The organism is Pseudomonas sp. RW409 (assembly GCF_003184125.1).
GTDB lineage: Bacteria > Pseudomonadota > Gammaproteobacteria > Pseudomonadales > Pseudomonadaceae > Aquipseudomonas > Aquipseudomonas chlororaphis_I.
In genome coordinates this window covers 538,922-557,154 of record NZ_QHHP01000041.1, presented here as the reverse complement: position 1 = coordinate 557,154, position 18,233 = coordinate 538,922, and the positions used below count along the sequence as shown (strand labels likewise).

Below are 18,233 nucleotides of genomic sequence, written 5' to 3'. Positions count from 1 at the left end.
CCGCACCTAAGTCAGCTGCACCGCCCTCAAGAACGCCCGGGCGAGATTCGCTCGGGCGTTTTTTTTCGATCTGAATAAAAGGAAATCGCCCGTATGTTGGACGCCAATCTTAAAGCCCAGTTGAAGTCATACCTGGAACGGGTCACCCAGCCGATCGAGATCGTTGCCTCTCTCGACGACGGTGCGAAATCCCAGGAAATGCTCGAATTGCTGAAAGACGTTGCCAGTCTTTCCAGCCAGATTACCTTGCTCGACAACGGTAACGATGCACGTAAACCATCGTTCTCGATCAATCGCCCGGGTGCCGACATCAGCCTGCGTTTCGCCGGCATTCCCATGGGTCACGAATTCACTTCCCTGGTGCTGGCCTTGCTGCAAGTCGGCGGTCACCCCTCGAAAGCCAGTGTCGAAGTGATCGAACAGATCCGCGCCCTCAAAGGCGAGTTCAACTTCGAGACTTACTTCTCGCTGTCCTGCCAGAACTGCCCGGACGTGGTCCAGGCGCTGAACCTGATGGCGGTGCTGAACCCGAACATCCGCCACGTCGCCATCGACGGCGCGTTGTTCCAGGACGAAGTCAACGATCGCAAGATCATGGCGGTTCCCAGTGTCTACCTCAATGGCGTGAACTTCGGCCAGGGCCGCATGGGCCTGGAAGAAATCCTCGGCAAGCTCGACACCAGCGCCATCGAGAAGCAGGCGGAAAAAATCAGCGCCAAGGACGCCTTCGATGTCCTGGTGGTCGGCGGTGGCCCGGCCGGTGCGTCGGCGGCTATCTACGCGGCCCGCAAAGGCATCCGCACCGGTGTCGCGGCCGAGCGTTTCGGCGGCCAGGTGCTGGACACCATGGCGATCGAGAACTTCGTCTCGGTCCAGGAAACCGAAGGGCCGAAACTGGCCAGCGCCCTGGAAGAGCACGTTCGCCAGTACGACGTCGACATCATGAACCTGCAGCGCGCCAGCGCGCTGGTGCCGGCCAAGGAAGTCGGCGGCCTGCACGAAGTGCGTTTCGAAAGCGGCGCGAGCCTCAAGGCCAAGTCGCTGATCCTGGCCACCGGTGCCCGCTGGCGCGAGATGGGGGTGCCCGGCGAGCAGGAATACAAGGCCAAGGGCGTGTGCTTCTGCCCGCACTGCGACGGTCCGCTGTTCAAGGGCAAGCGTGTGGCGGTGATCGGTGGCGGCAACTCCGGCGTCGAAGCGGCCATCGACCTGGCGGGTATCGTCAGCCACGTGACCCTGCTGGAGTTCGACAGCAAGCTGCGCGCCGACGCCGTGCTGCAACGCAAGCTGTACAGCCTGGCGAACGTCAAGGTGATCACCAGCGCGCTGACCAGCGAAGTCAAGGGTGACGGCCAGAAAGTCACCGGCCTGGTGTACAAGGACCGCGATTCGGGCGAGTTCAACACCGTCGACCTGGAAGGGATCTTCGTGCAGATCGGTCTGCTGCCGAACACCGACTGGCTCAAGGGCACTGTCGAGCTGTCGCCCCGTGGCGAGATCATTGTCGATGCCCGTGGCGAGACTTCGCTGCCCGGCGTGTTTGCCGCCGGTGACGTGACTACCGTGCCGTACAAGCAGATCGTGATCGCGGTAGGCGAGGGCGCCAAGGCCTCGCTGAGTGCCTTCGACCACCTGATCCGCACCTCCGCGCCGGCCTGAGTCGACAGCGGAAAAAACAAAACCCCATGAGCCTTGGCTCATGGGGTTTTTTGTTGGTACCCGTCGCTTCTGTAGGAGCGAAGCTTGCTCGCGATCAACGATAACGCAGTGAGTCAGGCAAACCGCGTTGTGCCTATCACGGGCAATACAGGTGGGTTACAGCGGCGCCGGCTGGATGATCTCCACCCAGTAGCCGTCCGGGTCCTTGATAAAGGCCAGGCTCTTCATGCGGCCGTCGTTCAGGCGCTTCTGGAAATCGCAGCCCAGGGCTTCGAAGCGTTCGCAGGCGGCGACGATATCCGGCACCGAAATGCAGATATGGCCAAAGCCGCGCGGGTCGGTGTTGCCGTTGTGATAGGCGAAATCCGCGTCGTTCTCGGTGCCGTGGTTGTGGGTCAGCTCGAGGATGCCGGGGATCGATTTCATCCATTCGGTACGGGCCGCGGCGTCGGCCGGGATCTGCGCCTTGTCCACCAGGGCGAGGAAGTACAGGCTGAATTCGGCTTCGGGGAAGTCGCGTTTTTCCACCAGAGAGAAGCCCAGGACGCGGGTGTAGAAATCCAGGGACTGGGTGATGTCCTTGACCCGCAACATGGTGTGGTTGAACACGAAGTTGGTAGTGGCGGTGTCAGGCTGGGCAGTCACGCCGGGGAAAGTATTGAGTTCGTGCAGGCTCATGGGCCCTCCGGAAAAGAAGTGGGGCAAACGGCGCTCGCGCTGACGAGCAGTCCCTTGGCTTGCAGGGCTTCGGGCGTCCTTGCGGTCGGGCAATGATACGCAAGAGCGGCAGGGCGCACCAAACACAAAGCTACGAACCTGTTGCTCGATACTCCTGCCAGCCTCAGACTTCAGGGCCCGTCCCCTACGTGTTCATGACCATGCGCTTATCGTTCAAAACCCTGTGCCTGCTTGCGTCCTGGCTTCTGCTTCCGGCCCTGGCCGAGGCGGCGGACCCGGTGATCACCTGGCCCAGCGGCTGGCAGATCGAAGAGTTGCCACAGGCGCAAGAACAACCGGCCAAGGTATTCCGCCAGCGCGCGGTGAAGAACGATGCCGGCGGCACACCGTTGATGGTCATGGAGTTGACCATGACTCAAGTTGAAAGCGGGCATCAGGTCAATTTGCAGGCGGTCTTGCTGGAGATGCGCAAGTCGGTGCAGAAGGACTTTGGGCGCGGCGGTTATCAAAGTGTGTGCACGCGCATTCATGACACGACATTGAGTCGCCTGGCGGCGCTGGAAACCACTTGCACCATTACCGAAAACGGCCGCCATGTGTTGTCGCAAACACTGGTGGCGGCTGTCGATGGCGATAAGGCCTATGTATTGTCTTATGCCGGACAGGCTGCGGTTTATGCCGAAAGCCAGGAGGAAATCCGCGGGGTGCGAAGTAGCCTGAAACTTTAACAGGACGATTGTGCTACGTCGGCCAGCGCGTTTCGCGCCTTTGAACTAAATACAAAGTTGTAGGATCGGGCAGGGGGATTGGGGGGGGCAGCTGCAGTTTCGGCTGGGTGTTTATTGCCGCTCAGGCAATCTATGGGCTGCAACTTATTCGATTTCGAAACAAACGGCCTTCGTTTAAAGGTAAAGACCCTGCATAGGCAGGGTCTTTTATATACATCGGTTACTTAACTGCGCAGCCAGGAATCTACAGTGGCAGCGCCGTACTGTTCTTTCCAGGCTTTAAGGCCGCGATGATTGCCGCCCTTGGTTTCGATCAACTCGCCGGTGTGCGGGTTCTGATAAACCTTGACCACGCGTGCACGACGGGTTTTCGGCGCGCCCGAGAGCGGCAGAGCGGATTTGCCCGGATGAGGATCGAGAATGGCGATAATGTCGCGCAGGCTTTTGCCGTAGGTCTTCATCAGGCCCTGGAGCTTTTCCTCGAACTCGATTTCTTTCTTGAGTCCGGCGTCGTTCTTCAGGGATTCCAGCTGGGCGAGCTGTTCTTGAAGGGCCTTTTCTGCTGCACGAAATTCAGCGAGTCTGGACAATATCTTTACTCCAATAGTGTATTTGGCTGATACCAACCGCAAACAAAGCTATAAGCCAAGAGCCTTAGAACGACTCGATTATAATGGCCCACCTGCGAATCTTGTACAGGCTGGAAAAATTGTAGTAGTTAATCTGGCGCAAGTAAATCATGGCGTTGTTGGTGCACACAATTTGTCATCTTCTGATTCAAATTGGTGCGTGAAACAATTGCCGAGTTCAATAAATTTTCATCAGAAATGGCTATTTAATGGCGCGCCAGCGCTTGTAGGAAATCTTCCCCGGGCATCGGTCTGCCGAATAAGTAGCCTTGTAGGAAATCGACTCCATGGGCGGCCAGATAGTCCTGTTGTTCCGCTGTTTCCACACCCTCGGCGACTATCCCCAGTTCGAGTTTGCCCGAGAGTTCGATGATGCTGTCGAGTATGTGGCGGGACAGGGCGTCAACCCCAATCATGGCCACGAAGCTCTGGTCGATCTTCAGATAGTCGACATTGAACTTGCGCAAGTAACCCAGGCTTGAATGGCCGGTGCCGAAGTCGTCGATGGCGATCATCACCCCCAACTTGTGCAGTTCCTCGAACAGGCTGTGGGTGATCGCGGTCGGCTCCACCAGTTCGCGTTCGGTCAACTCCAGGACCAGGCGCACCTTGCCCGGCGGGAACAGGTCGAGAAACTCCCGGCAGTCCTCGAGCAACTCCAGGTCCTGGCAATGGCTGGCGGTGATATTGATGCCGATATGAAAGTCGTCGATGAAGGTATGGGCGTGAGGCGCCAGCAGCAGGGCGGTCTGCTGCATCAGCGAACGGGTCATGGGCACGATCAGGCCGGAATGCTCGGCGAAGGGAATGAACAGGTCCGGACGCACCAGGCCTTCATGAGGGTGTTTCCAGCGCATCAGCACTTCGATGCCGGCCCACTGCTTGGTGTCGCCACGCACCACGGGCTGGAAGTACGGGATGAACTCCGCCGCTTCCAGGGCGCGTTGCAGTTCATGACTGGGGGACGACGAGCGCTTTTGCAGCCAGTGGCCAAGGACCGCCGCCAGCACCCCGAAAAAGATCAGCAGGCTGAACAGGGCAGGGTACTGGGACTTCATGTAGAGCCAGATATCGCCCTCGGGGAACCCCGCGTTGACGCTGTAGGGAAAGCGCGAAGAGGCCATCCGATAAGGGGCTACCGGGGGCGGCGGGGCGACGGATTCGTGGACCTGGCCATCGTCGGCCAGCCAGTAGGGGCCCACTTGCAGTTGCAGCTCGGCAAAGCGGCTGATCAGGCGCAAGGCGTTGCTCAGGTGATAACCGTCGATGCTGGCCAGGACCGCGCGTTCGCCCTCTTGCAGGCGATAGACCAGCAGCGCGGTGTTGGGCGTGACCGGGTTGCCGTCCATCAACCACAGCTTGCCGTCGACATAGTTGGCCGGGTCCAGCTCGAACGAGGACGGGCCGAGCAGCGAGCTGCAGTAATTGTCATTGCGCCACACCAGATTGGTCGAGCGCACGAACGGGCGGCGAGTCACCTGTTCGCGCAGAGCCAGTTGCCGGAAATCGTCGCAGGGCTGGCCGACTTGCGCCATCAGCGACCGGGCGGCGATGTCGGTGTTGTCGAGCATCAGGTCGAACTGGCGGATCGCTTCCTCGGCGGTCTGCTGGCTGCTGTGGATCAGCGCGCGCTCGGCCTGCATATAGAGGATGACCACGCCCAGCGCTACCGGCAGCAAGCCGATCAGCAGGGTCCACAGGTTGCGGGTAGAGCGTTTCAGCGGGCCTTTGGCGGTCAATGGCATGGAGGAAAAACCTGTGGCGAAATGGAGGCCAGAAAACACTCAAAAGCCGCTGGACGGTACGGCGGCATCCGGTCCATGGGCATGATAGACGGTGGCCCCGGGTTGCGCTCAGTCACGGCGATACAGACTCCGCGCCTGCTCGATAAAGGCCAGGGTCGCCGGTGACGATTGCCGCCGGTCCAGCACCGCCAGGCCTACCTGGCGCCGGGCGGGGGGTGACAGCGCCTTGATCCGATAACGCGGGTCGTTGGCCTCGGGCAGCGACAATTGGGCGACCAGGGTCAGGGCATCGCCGCGGGCCACGGTCTCCAGGGTGCTGAGCAGTTGCGAGCTGCGATAGCGGATGTTGGGGCTGAGCCTGGCCGCGAGGAACAGCCGGGAAACCAGCTCGGCGGAACCGGCCTCGGTGAGGATGAACGGGTCGTCGCACAGCTCGGCAAGGCTCACCGAGTCCTTGGCGGCCAGCCCATGTTGGCTGGGGATCAGCGCCACCATCTGGTCTTCCACCAGGGCGAAGCAGTCGAAGCGCTCCTGGGGCAGCACCACGAAGCCGACATCGATGCGCCGTTCCTCCAGCCATTGCAGCACCTGGCGGTCGGGCCCCTCGTCGATGTGCACCTCGATACCGGGATGGGCCTCGCGGTAACTCCGGAGGATCGCCGGAAGCAGCTTCATCGACGAGGTCGGGCCGAACGAGCCGATGCGCAAGGTGCCGCGTTTCATGCCGCGGGCATCGGCGGCTTCCTGTTCCATGGTGGCGGCCAGGCCGAGGATGGCGCGGGCTCGCAGTAATAGTTGCTGGCCGATATCGGTGAGTTCCACCAGCGACTGATGCCGGCGGATCAGCTCGACCCCGAGTTCCTGCTCCAGGGACTTGAGCGCGTGGGACACCGCCGACTGGCTGATGCCCAGGCGGCTGGCGGCGCTGGTGAAACCGCGCAGCTCGGCCACCAGGGAGAAGATCTGCAGTTGGCTCAGGGTCATGAGTAAAAGCTCATTTTACGATGATCGGGCATTAGTCGAAGAATACCCGAACCTTCCTTGATCCGCGCCTCGGGGCCTTATGAAAACTGTCGATCAAACCTGTGCCGAGCCTTCCGATCTGCCGGTGTATTGCAAGCTGGCGGCGGTCACCATGATCTGGGGCGGTACCTTTGTCGCCGGGCGGCTATTGGCGGGTACCTTGGAGCCATTGCTGGCCGCCAGCCTGCGTTTTCTCCTGGCCAGCCTGGCCTTGCTGCTGTTCATGGCGATCGCCCGGATTGCCCTGGTGCGCCCGAGCCTGGCGCAGTTCGCCCAGTTGGCGGTGCTGGGGTTTTTCGGGATCTTTTTCTACAACCTGTGTTTCTTCGAGGGCCTGCAGTCGATCAATGCCTCGCGCGCCTCGTTGATCGTCGCGCTCAATCCGGCGGTGATTGCCCTGGCGTCCTGGGCGCTGTTCAAGGAGCGCTTGAGCGGCGCCAAGCTGTTCGGCATTGCCTTGTGCCTGGGGGGCGCGGGGGTGGTGATCCTCAGTCGTGACCCGGGGGCCTTGTCCAGTGGAGCGGGCAGTGGGCGCGGGGACCTGCTGATTTTCGGCTGTGTGCTGGGCTGGGGCGTCTATTCGTTGTTTTCGCGCAACCTGAACCAGACCCTGGGCCCGTTGCAGACCGTGACCTATTCGATCCTGCTGGGCACGGCAATGCTCTGGAGTACCACCGCCCTGCGCGGCGAGGTGCGCCTCGAGGCACTGGCGAGCCTGACCCTGGAGCAGGGCCTGAGCCTGCTGTACCTCGGCGTGCTGGGCTCGGCCCTGGCCTATATCTGGTATTACGACGGCCTGCGCAAGATCGGCGCGACCCGTTCGGGAGTGTTTATCGCGCTCAATCCGCTGACCGCGGTGATCCTTGGCGCGCTGCTGCTGGACGAGCGCCTGAGCCTGGCCATGTGCCTGGGCGGCGTGCTGATCCTGTGGGGCATTTACCAGTGCAACAAACCCCTTGCGAGCCTGGAAAAAAAGCGGATTTTATAGAGAGTGCGGACAAACAGTTTTACGCTGTGTAGAATCTGGTTACGCATACAATAATAAAGTCTTCTGGCAGCAGAAGCCTCGCCCCCCAGCCGGTAAGACAGGGTCGACATGAAGATTCTCGGGTTTCAACTGATTTACGGTGATTTCCTCGCGCGCAGCGTGCGGGGCATCTCTTGCGCGCCACCTGCCTGCCTCAGCATTGCTAGCAACTAACGATCCGTTAATTTCTAAAAGCATGATGAGGCGCCAACCATGGCAGATATCTTCGAAAACCCGATGGGCCTGATGGGCTTTGAATTCATCGAATTCGCATCACCTACCCCCAACACCCTCGAGCCGATCTTCGAGATCATGGGTTTCACCAAGGTCGCGACCCACAGGTCCAAAGACGTGCACCTGTATCGCCAGGGTGCGATCAACCTGATCCTCAACAACGAGCCCCACAGCGTCGCTTCGTACTTCGCCGCCGAGCACGGCCCGTCCGTGTGTGGCATGGCGTTCCGCGTCAAGGATTCGCAAAAGGCCTACAAGCGCGCCCTGGAACTGGGTGCCCAGCCAATCCACATCGAAACCGGCCCGATGGAGCTGCACCTGCCGGCGATCAAAGGCATCGGCGGCGCGCCGCTGTACCTGATCGACCGTTTCGGCGAAGGCAGCTCGATCTATGACATCGACTTCGTCTACCTCGAAGGCGTGGACCGCCATCCGCAAGGTGCGGGCCTGAAGATCATCGACCACCTGACCCACAACGTGTATCGCGGGCGCATGGCCTACTGGGCCGGCTTCTACGAGAAGCTGTTCAACTTCCGCGAGATCCGTTACTTCGACATCAAGGGCGAATACACCGGCCTGACCTCCAAGGCCATGACCGCGCCCGATGGGATGATCCGCATCCCGCTGAACGAAGAGTCGTCCAAGGGCGCCGGGCAGATCGAAGAGTTCCTGATGCAGTTCAACGGCGAGGGCATCCAGCACGTGGCCTTCCTCACCGACGACCTGGTCAAGACCTGGGATCAGTTGAAGAAGATCGGCATGCGCTTCATGACCGCGCCGCCGGACACCTACTACGAAATGCTCGAAGGCCGCCTGCCGAACCACGGCGAGCCGGTGAACGAGCTGCAGTCGCGGGGCATCCTGCTGGACGGTTCCTCGGAAGAGGGCGACAAGCGCCTGCTGCTGCAGATCTTCTCGGAAACCCTGATGGGCCCGGTGTTCTTCGAATTCATCCAGCGTAAAGGCGACGATGGTTTCGGCGAGGGCAACTTCAAGGCACTGTTCGAATCGATCGAACGCGACCAGGTCCGCCGTGGCGTGCTGTCCACCGACTAAGCCGCCACCTGCCTGACGATCAAGCCCGGTTGGGGAATTCCCGACCGGGCTTTGTTTTGCCTGTCGGTTGGCAATTGTGAATGTGTTAATGTTCGGCCTTTGTGACGCCGAGCGTCGCCATCCAGCCCTGTGAACGACCCGCACATGACCAACCCAAGACCTTCCCTGACATTGACCCTGCTTCAGGCCCGCGAAGCGGCCATGGCATTCTTTCGCCCGTCCCTCAACCAGCACGACCTGACCGAGCAGCAGTGGCGGGTGATCCGCATCCTGCGCCAGAACGGCGAGCTGGAAAGCCATCAGCTGGCGAAAATGGCCTGTATCCTGCCGCCGAGCATGACCGGCGTGCTGACCCGCCTGGAGCGCGACGAATACGTCAGCCGGCGTAAATCCCCCGAGGACCAGCGCCGCCTGTTCATCACCCTGACGGAAAAGGGCGAGGCCTGCTTCGAGTCCATGAGCGGCGATATGGAAATCAACTACCAACGCATCCAGCAGCAGTTCGGCGAAGAGAAGATGCAGGCCCTGCTGGCCCTGCTCAACGAGCTGAAGCAAATCAAACCCTGACCCGATCTTCTTCTGTAGGAGCGAGGCTTGCCCGCGATGCCGGCAACGCGGTGCAACAGGTGATCCGCGTCGCATTCATCGCGAGCAAGCTTCGCTCCTACAACAGCAACAGCAACAGCAACAGCAACAGCTGGTTCAGCTTCTGCGCTGGCGCATCAGATGCTTGAACCCCTCGTACACCAGCACCAGTACCGCCAGCCAGATCGGCAGGTAAGTCAGCCATTCCCCGGCCTGGATGCTTTCTCCCAGCAGCAGGGCCACGCCCAGCAGCAACACCGGTTCGACATAGCTCAACAAGCCGAACAGGCTGAAGGGCAGCAGGCGGCTGGCGATGATATAGGCCACCAGCGCCGAGGCGCTGATCAACCCCAGCAACGGAATCAGCAGGTACAGCCAGGGGTGTTGATCGACCACGGCAAAACCCTGCTCGCCGCCTTGCACGAACCACAGCGCGATTGGCAGCAGCAGGGCCATGTCCAGCCACAGGCCGCCCAGGTTGTCGGAGGCCAGGCGTTTGCGCAGCACGAAATAGACCGGATAACCGATGGCCACCAACAAGGTCGCCCAGGAAAAACTGCCCACCTGATACAGCTCGTTGAGCACCCCCAGGGTCGCCAGGCCGGCGGCGATCTTTTGCAGCCGCGACAGCTGTTCGCCGTAGACGATGCGTCCGGTCAGGACCATGGTCAGTGGCAGCAGAAAATACCCCAGCGACACATCCAGGCTGTAGCCATTCAACGGCGCCCACATGAACAGCCACAGCTGCACCCCGAGCAGCGCCGCGGACAGCGGCAGCGCCAGCAGCAGAAGCGGTTGGCCCAGCAGTCTCTTGAGGATCGCCCCGACATGCCGCCATTCGCCGCTCAGCAGCATGAACACGGTCATGCACGGCGCGGTGAGCAGCATGCGCCAGCCGAAAATCTCCACCCCGGTCAGGGGCGCCAGCAAGGAGGTGTAGAAATACATGACGGCAAACAGCACCGACGCCAAGACCGATAGAGCAATACCTTTAGACAAGCTGTCCTCGTGTGACCTGAACCAGGCAAGTGGGATGGAGGGAAAAACTGCGGGGAATATAGAGGGTTTGGCGCGAGACGTTTACTCGGATTTATCGCAAGTTGCGGGAAAATATCCCGTTTGCCGCCACTCACCGGCAGTGGGGCAGCGGGTGGCCCGCGGAAGGGGCCACCGCTGTGGGGAGATCAGCGTGGCGTGCGTCCGGAGACGAAGTGGCTGACGTCGTTGAAGCCCGGGGTCGAGGCATGCCCCGGGGTGACCAGCGAATCGATGAAGGCTTCATCCTCGGCGCTGATCTTCACCTCCAGCGCCTTGGTGTAGGCGTCCCACTGTGCCTCGGTGCGCGGGCCGACGATCGCCGAGCTGACCGCGGCATTGTTCAGCACCCAGGCGATGGCGAACTCGACCATGCCGACCCCGCGGCCCTGGGTGTACTGCTGGATCTGCTGGGCGATGCGCAGCGACTCGACGCGCCATTCGGTTTCCAGGATGCGTTTGTCCTGGCGCCCGGCGCGGCTGTTGCTGTCGGGGGCGACATCCGGCGCGTACTTGCCGCTGAGCACGCCGCGGGCCAGCGGGCTGTAGGGCACCACGCCGAGCCCGTAGGCCTGGGCCGCGGTGATCTGCTCGGTCTCGGCCTGGCGGTTGACGATGTTGTACAGCGGCTGGCTGATCACCGGCCGGTCGACGCCGAGCCGGTCGGCGATGCGGATCACCTCGGCGATGCGCCAGCCGCGGTAGTTGGACAGGCCCCAGTAGCGGATCTTGCCCTGGCGCAGCAGGTCGCCGATGGCCGACACCGTGACTTCCAGCGGCGTGTTGTGGTCTTCGCGGTGCAGGTAGTAGATGTCGATGTAATCGGTGCCCAGGCGGGTCAGGCTGGCGTCGATGCCGTTGAAGATGTGCTTGCGGCTCAGGCCGCTGCGGTTGGGCACGCCATCGGCGGGACCGAAGCCGACCTTGGTCGCCAGCACCCAGTGGTCACGCTGGCTGGCGATGGCTTCGCCGACGATCTCTTCGGAACGGCCGCCGGTGTAGACGTCGGCGGTGTCGATGAAGTTGATGCCCTGGTCCCAGGCCTTGTCGATGATGCGCAGGGAGTCCTCGGTGCTGGTCTGTTCGCCGAACATCATGGTGCCGAGGGTCAGGGGGGACACGTGCAGCCCGGAATGGCCGAGGATGCGATAGCTCATGTACGAAATCCTTGTGCGTGAGGTAAGGCCGGCGCGACAGCGGCCAGCGACCGGTCATGGGACGCCCATCAAATACCAGAACGGGCGTAGGGAGCAATCTGAATTATCCGGCCAGCAGCTGGCAGCGGGCCTGCAAAAAGCCTTGCAGCACCTTCACCCGTTCCGAGACCTGCAAACGGTGCGGGCACAACAGGTTGAGCGGCACGCTTTCGCCTTGCCAGTCGCCGAGCAGGGGCACCAGGCGCCCGGCGCGAATGTCGCTGGCCACGTCGAGCCAGGCCTTGTAGGCAATGCCGTGGCCGGCCAGGGCCCAGCGTCGCGCCACTTCGCCGTCGTCGCTGAGGTAGTCGCCGCGCACCTGGACTTCCTGCACCTCGCCATCCCGGCTGAAGTGCCAGCTGTTGTAGGGGCGGCCGTTGCGCAGATAGATCAGGGCGCTGTGCTCGCTCAGCTCGGCGGGGGTCTGTGGCGTGCCGTGGCGCGCCAGGTAGTCGGGGCTGGCGCAGGCCAGCCGGTGATGCCGGGGCAGGATCGGTAGGGCCACCAGGCTGGAGTCGCTGGGCACGCCGAAGCGCAGGGCGACGTCGACGGTCTCGCGGAACAGGTCGCTGTGCCGGTCGTTGAGCAACAATTGCAGGCGGATATGCGGGTGTTCGCGCTTGAAGTCGTCCAGCCAGGGCAGCAGCAGGTTGCGCCCGAAATCCGACGGCGCCGCCAGTTGCAGCACACCGCTGAGGCCCTGGCTCTGCTGCTTCAGGGCCTGCTCGCCTTCCGCCAGGGCCGCCAGTGCCACGCGCACGCTGTCCAGGTAGCGCCGGCCTTCTTCGGTGAGGCGCATGCTGCGGGTCGAGCGCGCCAGCAGGCGCATGCCCAGGCGGGTTTCCAGGCGCTTGAGGGCGATGCTGGCGGCGGCGGGGGTCAACTCCAGGCTGCGGGCGGCGGCGGAAATGCTGCCGGAGTCGGCGGTACGGACGAAGACTTCAAGGTCGAGAATCGAGCTCATTGCTAAAAATCCTTTAAAGATCCTTGCGTTTTACCGGGATTTTTCCTCGCTTATCAAGCTGTGAATATGCAGTCACTTCCATCGCACAGGGTGAACTCATGAAACCGCTCAGTACGTTCTTGCCGGATCGCACCGTTGTTATCGGCGGTGGAGGTGCGTCATGACCTGGCATTTCGATCATCTGGCCTTCAACACCGCCGAGGGCGACGCCTTGCAGCAGGCCTTCCAGGCCTTGCTCGGGCTGCAGGCCGGACGGCGCCCGCCGTTTCCCTTTCCCGGGCGCTGGCTGTACCAGGACGGGCAGGCGCTGGTGCATGTGATCGAGCAGCCGACCTTCGCCGAGACGGCGCTTAGCCATATCGCCTTCAGGACCGAGGAGGATGCCGCAGTGGTGTTGCAGCGGGTTCAGGCCAGCGGCCTGCCGCATCAGGTGGCGCAGGTGCCGCAGGACGGCACCTGGCAGATTTTCGTGCAGATGCCGGGTGGCCTGGTGCTGGAACTGGATGCGCCGGCGGGCGCCGACCTGCATCCGGGGTATCGCTATGAAGCGGATGGCGGCGCGCCTGAATGAAACATGGCCGTACCAATATGGGGGGCGCAAGCATCTGGTCCGTCAGCGCAGAAGCCGAAACTGTAGCCGCTGCCGCAGGCTGCGATCGAGGCCGCAGGACTCGCCATCAGCCATGACGCGGTCTGTCAGTAAAACGGCTTCTCTCCGGTCACGGCCGCTTCGCACGGAGTGCCGCCCAAACCGATCGCAGCCCGCGGCAGCGGCTACAGGTGAATGCCTTGCAGCGCGGCGACCCCGATGGCCGGGGCCACCGGCGACTCAGGCCGAATGCAACTGGTAGCGCACCGCGTAACCGCTCAGGCGCTGGTCCAGGGCGGCGCGGCGGGTCGCATCCAGGTCGGGCACATGGATATCCACCCGCTGCCCGTGGCGCTCGTCGCTGACGGCCTCGACGCGGATACCGTCGGCAACCTGGCGCACCTCGTCTTCGAATACCCGGCGAATGGCGTCCAGGCGCAGGGCCGGCTTGAAGGTCTTGCCCACGGCCGTCAGGGGGATCTGCTCGAGCAGCCAGACGTCCTTGGGCAGCGCGGCCCGTTCATGGATATGCCGCGCGGCGTGCTCCAGCAGCTCGGCCGGATCGGCGCTGGCGCCGGCCTTGAGCTGGACGTACACCACCGGCAGCTCGCCAACCTTGATGTCCGGCTTGCCCACCGCCGCGGCCATGGCCACGGCCGGGTGGCGGTGCAGGGCTTCTTCGATCATCTGCGGGTCGATGTTGTGGCCGCCGCGGATGATCAGGTCCTTGCTGCGCCCGGTCAGCCAGATGTAGCCGTCGCGGTCGATGCGCCCCAGGTCGCCGGTGTTGAACCAGCCGCCGTCGAGCCACAGGCCCTGGTTCTTGTCGGCCTGCAGATAACCCTTGAACACCGTCGGCCCGCGCAGGCAGACATTGCCGGGCTCGTCGGTGGCGGCGTCGCGCAGGTAATGGCCGTCGCTGTCGAGCACGGCGATCTTGACCTCGCAATACGGCAGGCGCAGGCCGATGGAGCCGATCCGGCGCTCGCCGTCCCGAGGGTTGCAACTGGTGGCGCAGGTGCTTTCGGTGAGGCCGTAACCTTCGATGATCTTCAGCCCCGAGCGCGCCTCGAACTGACGGATCAGTTCCACCGGCATGGGCGCGGCGCCGCACACCGCAAAGCGCAGGCTGGAGACATCGATGCCGTCGTTGGGTACCTGCAGCAAGGCGGCAAAGATGGTCGGCACACCGCTGAAACAACTGATCCGGTAACGCTCCACCAGGTGCCAGAAATCCTTGATCAGCGTCGGGTTGCGGTAGCCCTGGGGCCCGGCCAGCAGTACCCGGGCGCCGCGGTGGAAGGCGGCGAGGCCAGTGAGTATCACCCCGTTGACGTGGAACAGCGGCAGCCCGCAGAGCAGCACGTCGTGGCTGCTGTAATCGCCATGCAGGCCAATGATCTCGGCCATCGCCACTTCATTGAGGTGGCTGTGGGGTGCCAGTTTCGGCGTGCCGGTGGTGCCGCCGGTGTGGAAGTACGAGGCGATGTCGTCCGGCTGGATCACCCGGCCGCTTTCCAGGTGGCCGGCGGGGCAGGCGGCGAGCAGGGTGTCGAAGTCCAGCACGCCCTCCGGCATCGCCGGGCGCTGGCTCTTGATCGCACTGCGTTGCGGCTCGGGCAGCAGGTTGGCCAGGTCAATGGTGACGATGGCTTCCAGCTCCGGCAGGCGCTCGCGCAGGTTGGCGACCTTTTGCCAGAGGTCGGTGCCGGGGAAGGGCGCCAGGGTCACCAGCACCGTGGTGCCGGATGCGCGGACCAGTTCGGCGATGTGTTCCGGCTCCAGCAGCGGGTTGATGGCGTTGACGATCCCGGCGGCCTCGCCGCCCCAGATCACGTAATGGGTCTGCGGCAGGTTGGGCAGCAGGAACGACACCGCCTTGCCCGGGCGGATGCCCAGCCGGTGCAGGGCGTTGGCGGTGCGGGTGACCTGGGCGAACAACTCGGCGTAGCTGATGTTCCAGGGCTGGTCCTGGAGGCTGCCCTGGGGCAGGAAGGTCAGGGCGGTGCGCTCGCCGAAACGGCTGGCCGAGCGTTGCAACAGTTCATAGGTGCTGGCGGGAAGATTGCGCTGGGCCAGGGGCTGCTGTTGTTCGAGGGCTTGGATGTCGCTCAGGCGGGCGAGGGAGATGGGCGCGGTCATGATCGTGTGGGTCTTCCTTCGGTAAGGTCTGCGAGGGAGTCATCAATCGATCCAGCCAATGGAAAACTGCCGCGGCCGGACGTCTGTCCGATATACCACGGGTGTGCTCGGGCGGGCTGTTGCTTTTTGTAGCGAGGCGGTAACAAACCCGTGGTTTGTCCCGGGAAGCCGGGCCCACCAGAAGGTGAGCCCGGTAAAGCCGGTCAGCGTTTCAACGTGCGGGTCATGCGCAGGGCCAGCAGGCTACCCGCGACGATCACCCCGGCCAGCAGGTACAGCGCGGCATCGGTGGAGCCGGTGCTGTCCTTGACCCAGCCGACGATGTAGGGGCTGAGGAAACCGGCCATCTGGCCCATGGAGTTGATCAGCGCCAGGCCACCCGCGGCGGCACCGGCGCTCAGCAGCGCCGTCGGTACCGGCCAGAACATCGGCAGGCCGGTGAGGGCGCCCATGGTGGCGAGGGTCAGGCCGAGGATGGCGATGGTCGGGTTGGCAGCGAAGTTGACCGCGATCACCAGGCCGATGGCGCCCATCAGCATCGGTACCACCAGGTGCCAGCGGCGCTCCTGGCGCAGGTCGGCCGAGCGCCCGACCATCAGCATGAACAGCGCCGCCAGCAGATAGGGAATGGCGCTGAGCCAGCCGATCACCAGGTTGTCGCTGAACCCCAGGTTCTTGATGATCGACGGCAGCCAGAAGTTGATGGCGTACACGCCGCTCTGGATGCAGAAGTAGATCAGGCCGAAGGCCCAGATGGCCGGGTTCTTGAACACCGCCGCCAGGGAGTCGCCGGTGGTCCGCGGCTTGCGCGCGGCGTCTTCGGCCTGGTCGGCTTCCAGCAGCGCGCGTTCCTGCGGGCTCAGCCACTTGGCGTGGGCGAAATTGTCATTGAGCAGGAAGTACGCCAGGGCGCCGAGGATCACCGTGGGGATGCCCTGCAACAGGAACATCCACTGCCAGCCGGCCATGCCGCCCTGGCCCGCGGCGAAGTGGTTGAGGATCCAGCCGGAGAACGGGCTGCCGAGCAGGCCGGAGACCGGGATCGCCGACATGAACAGGGCCATGATGCGGCCGCGACGAAAGCTCGGGAACCACTGCGAGAGGTACAGCACCACGCCGGGGAAGAAGCCGGCCTCGGCGGCGCCGGTGAACAGGCGCAGGGTGTAGAACTGGGTCGGGGTGGTGACGAACAGCAGGCAGGTCGACAGGGTGCCCCAGGTGATCATCATCAGCGCGATCCAGCGCCGCGGGCCGAACTTGTTCAGCGCCAGGTTGCTCGGCACGCCGCACAGCACGTAGCCGATGAAGAAGATCCCGGCACCGAGGCCGTAGACGGTTTCGCTGAATTTCAGGGCATCGAGCATCTGCAGCTTGGCAAAGCCGACGTTCACCCGGTCGAGGTAGTTGAACAGGTAGCAGATGAAGATGAAGGGGATCAGGCGCAGGGTGATGCGCTTGTAGACGGCGTTTTTATCGTCATCGGTGGCCAGGGTGGCAGCGGCGCTCTGTGACATGGCGTGTCTCTCTTTATTATGATTTTTTGCGATGCGAGGTTAACGTTGATCGCCCCGAGAGTCTCGGTCACCCCATGGGCCGCTGTCTTTGTGCCGGCGCACAGGGTTTGCCGGCATCCCCTGTGCCGGTGAACAAGCCTTTGTCATCGCCCCGAGCCCGCTTTCCTAGGATCACGCCGCTATGTTCGAACTGGATCACGACCTGGCGCAGGATATCGTCGACCGGACGATGGCCATCCTGCCCTACAACGTCAACGTCATGGACAGCCAGGGCCTGATCCTTGGCAGCGGCGAGCCCGAACGCATCAACACCCGTCACGAAGGCGCGCAGCTGGTGCTGGCCAACGGCCGGGTGGTGGAGATCGACGCGCAGACCGCCAAGCACCTCAAGGGCGTGCAGCCGGGGATCAACCTGCCGCTGCTGCACGACCAGCGGCTGATCGGCGTGCTGGGCATCACCGGCGAGCCGGAACTGCTGCGCACCTATGCCGAGCTGGTACGCATGACCGCCGAGATGCTGGTGGGCCAGCGCCACCAGCAAGCGGAACAGCAATGGCGCCGCCAGCGTTGCGACGACCTGCTGGCGCTGCTGCTCAGCGACAGCGGGGATTCGCCGCGGCTGGTGGACGAGGCGCAGCAGATGGGGCTCAAGCCGCAGCTGCCGCGCACGCCTTATCTGTTCGAGCTGGGCCTGGACCGGGAAGGAGCGGCGCAGGGCGCGGGGCAGACCGTCGAAGCCCTGAGCGCCTGGCTGATGTCGCGTTATCCGGACAGCTGGTGCGTCAGCTCGGCCAAGTCCTCGTTGCTGTGGTGCCGGCCGGCGACCCTGAGCGTCGACAACCCGCGGCTGCTGGAAAAGCTCGACAGCCTGGGCTGGAACATCCTGCGCATCGCCGTGGGCGGCCAGGCCGATGGGCTGGCAGGGCTGCGCCGCTGCTACCGGCGGGTCGGCGACTTGCTCGCCTATGGCCGCGACGTGCTGCCCCAGTCGCGCTTGCTGACCCTCAATCGTTTCCGTTTGCCGGTGATGCTCTGGCGCCATCGCAATGACGATGCCCTGGACGAGTTGCTCAGCCCCTTGCGCAAGGTCATCGCCAAGGACAGCAATGGCCAGCTGCTGGCGACCCTGCGCAGCTGGTGCGACCACGACGGCCAGAGCCAGGCCTGCGCCGACGCCCTGGGCATCCACCGCAACAGCCTGCGCTACCGCATGGAGCGCATCGCCGAACTCAGCGGCGTCGACCCGCTCAAGCTCGACGGCATGCTGGCGCTGTACCTGGGGGTGCAGCTGTTGCCGCAGACCGATGCGCCCGCCACCACGCCTTAAAACCTTGCGCCCACCCCTGTAGGAGCGAGGCTTGCCCGCGATGGCCACGCCGCGGTGAGTCTGATGCACCGCGGTGTCTTGATCGCGGGCAAGCCTCGCTCC

At 63.3% G+C, this 18,233-nt stretch carries 16 protein-coding genes; 7 read left to right on the top strand and 9 right to left on the bottom strand.

Translation table 11 applies throughout. From position 1 onward, the window contains the following. Positions 1 to 93: 93 nt before the first annotated feature. Positions 94 to 1,659 (top strand): alkyl hydroperoxide reductase subunit F, encoded by a 1,566-nt coding sequence (ahpF, locus tag DK261_RS22990; RefSeq protein ID WP_041983424.1) that lies wholly within the window; start codon positions 94 to 96, stop codon positions 1,657 to 1,659. Between the two features lie 156 nt (positions 1,660 to 1,815). Here the strand turns inward: ahpF and gloA are convergent, their stop codons facing one another. Beyond that, the gene (gene gloA, locus DK261_RS22985; RefSeq protein WP_110176483.1) at positions 1,816 to 2,337 is read right to left on the bottom strand and encodes a lactoylglutathione lyase; all 522 of its coding nucleotides are present in this window, start codon (positions 2,335 to 2,337) and stop codon (positions 1,816 to 1,818) included. Positions 2,338 to 2,537: 200 nt separating this feature from the next. Here gloA and DK261_RS22980 point away from each other — a divergent pair, with 200 nt between their 5' ends. Next, positions 2,538 to 3,065 carry a DUF4946 domain-containing protein gene (locus tag DK261_RS22980; protein WP_009049336.1) on the top strand — a complete coding sequence of 176 codons (528 nt, stop codon included), beginning with the start codon at positions 2,538 to 2,540 and terminating at the stop codon, positions 3,063 to 3,065. 224 nt (positions 3,066 to 3,289) lie between these two features. Here the strand turns inward: DK261_RS22980 and DK261_RS22975 are convergent, their stop codons facing one another. The 3 genes from DK261_RS22975 to DK261_RS22965 all read right to left on the bottom strand — a co-directional run bounded on the left by DK261_RS22975 (position 3,290) and on the right by DK261_RS22965 (position 6,423). Continuing rightward, the gene (locus DK261_RS22975) at positions 3,290 to 3,655 is read right to left on the bottom strand and encodes a histone-like nucleoid-structuring protein, MvaT/MvaU family (RefSeq protein ID WP_009049335.1); all 366 of its coding nucleotides are present in this window, start codon (positions 3,653 to 3,655) and stop codon (positions 3,290 to 3,292) included. 245 nt (positions 3,656 to 3,900) lie between these two features. Beyond that, positions 3,901 to 5,439 carry an EAL domain-containing protein gene (locus DK261_RS22970; protein WP_110176481.1) on the bottom strand — a complete coding sequence of 513 codons (1,539 nt, stop codon included), beginning with the start codon at positions 5,437 to 5,439 and terminating at the stop codon, positions 3,901 to 3,903. Positions 5,440 to 5,547: 108 nt separating this feature from the next. Next, positions 5,548 to 6,423, bottom strand: coding sequence for a LysR family transcriptional regulator (locus DK261_RS22965; RefSeq protein WP_101282639.1), 876 nt, complete (start codon positions 6,421 to 6,423; stop codon positions 5,548 to 5,550). Positions 6,424 to 6,502: 79 nt separating this feature from the next. Between DK261_RS22965 and DK261_RS22960 the strand changes: the two genes are divergently transcribed. The 3 genes from DK261_RS22960 to hpaR all read left to right on the top strand — a co-directional run bounded on the left by DK261_RS22960 (position 6,503) and on the right by hpaR (position 9,346). Next, positions 6,503 to 7,450, top strand: coding sequence for a DMT family transporter (locus DK261_RS22960; RefSeq protein ID WP_110176479.1), 948 nt, complete (start codon positions 6,503 to 6,505; stop codon positions 7,448 to 7,450). 252 nt (positions 7,451 to 7,702) lie between these two features. After that, on the top strand, positions 7,703 to 8,779 hold the full coding sequence (hppD, locus tag DK261_RS22955) for a 4-hydroxyphenylpyruvate dioxygenase (protein WP_016702457.1): 1,077 nt from the start codon (positions 7,703 to 7,705) through the stop codon (positions 8,777 to 8,779). A 144-nt stretch (positions 8,780 to 8,923) separates the two neighbouring features. Further along, complete coding sequence (hpaR, locus tag DK261_RS22950) at positions 8,924 to 9,346, top strand: homoprotocatechuate degradation operon regulator HpaR (protein WP_007921772.1); 423 nt, start codon at positions 8,924 to 8,926, stop codon at positions 9,344 to 9,346. Between the two features lie 135 nt (positions 9,347 to 9,481). On the opposite strand, the gene rarD is transcribed toward hpaR, so the two are convergent. The 3 genes from rarD to DK261_RS22935 form a co-directional block, all read right to left on the bottom strand. After that, positions 9,482 to 10,363: an EamA family transporter RarD gene (rarD, locus tag DK261_RS22945; RefSeq protein WP_009049329.1), complete on the bottom strand. Its 882-nt coding sequence runs from the start codon at positions 10,361 to 10,363 to the stop codon at positions 9,482 to 9,484. Between the two features lie 185 nt (positions 10,364 to 10,548). Continuing rightward, complete coding sequence (locus DK261_RS22940; RefSeq protein WP_023965756.1) at positions 10,549 to 11,556, bottom strand: aldo/keto reductase; 1,008 nt, start codon at positions 11,554 to 11,556, stop codon at positions 10,549 to 10,551. A 103-nt stretch (positions 11,557 to 11,659) separates the two neighbouring features. Further along, positions 11,660 to 12,559 carry a LysR family transcriptional regulator gene (locus DK261_RS22935; RefSeq protein WP_038578565.1) on the bottom strand — a complete coding sequence of 300 codons (900 nt, stop codon included), beginning with the start codon at positions 12,557 to 12,559 and terminating at the stop codon, positions 11,660 to 11,662. Positions 12,560 to 12,719: 160 nt separating this feature from the next. On the opposite strand from DK261_RS22935, the gene DK261_RS22930 reads away from it, so the two are divergent. Beyond that, positions 12,720 to 13,130 carry a hypothetical protein gene (locus DK261_RS22930; protein WP_009049326.1) on the top strand — a complete coding sequence of 137 codons (411 nt, stop codon included), beginning with the start codon at positions 12,720 to 12,722 and terminating at the stop codon, positions 13,128 to 13,130. Between the two features lie 258 nt (positions 13,131 to 13,388). Here DK261_RS22930 and DK261_RS22925 read toward each other — a convergent pair whose 3' ends face one another. Together DK261_RS22925 and DK261_RS22920 are read right to left on the bottom strand one after the other, a co-directional pair. Further along, entirely contained in the window at positions 13,389 to 15,290 is a 1,902-nt protein-coding gene (locus DK261_RS22925) for an acyl-CoA synthetase (protein WP_110176477.1), read from the bottom strand. 203 nt (positions 15,291 to 15,493) lie between these two features. After that, on the bottom strand, positions 15,494 to 16,804 hold the full coding sequence (locus DK261_RS22920) for an MFS transporter (protein ID WP_009049324.1): 1,311 nt from the start codon (positions 16,802 to 16,804) through the stop codon (positions 15,494 to 15,496). A 181-nt stretch (positions 16,805 to 16,985) separates the two neighbouring features. Between DK261_RS22920 and DK261_RS22915 the strand changes: the two genes are divergently transcribed. Further along, positions 16,986 to 18,131, top strand: a complete 1,146-nt coding sequence (locus DK261_RS22915; protein WP_110176475.1) for a sugar diacid recognition domain-containing protein — start codon at positions 16,986 to 16,988, stop codon at positions 18,129 to 18,131. Positions 18,132 to 18,233: the final 102 nt, after the last annotated feature.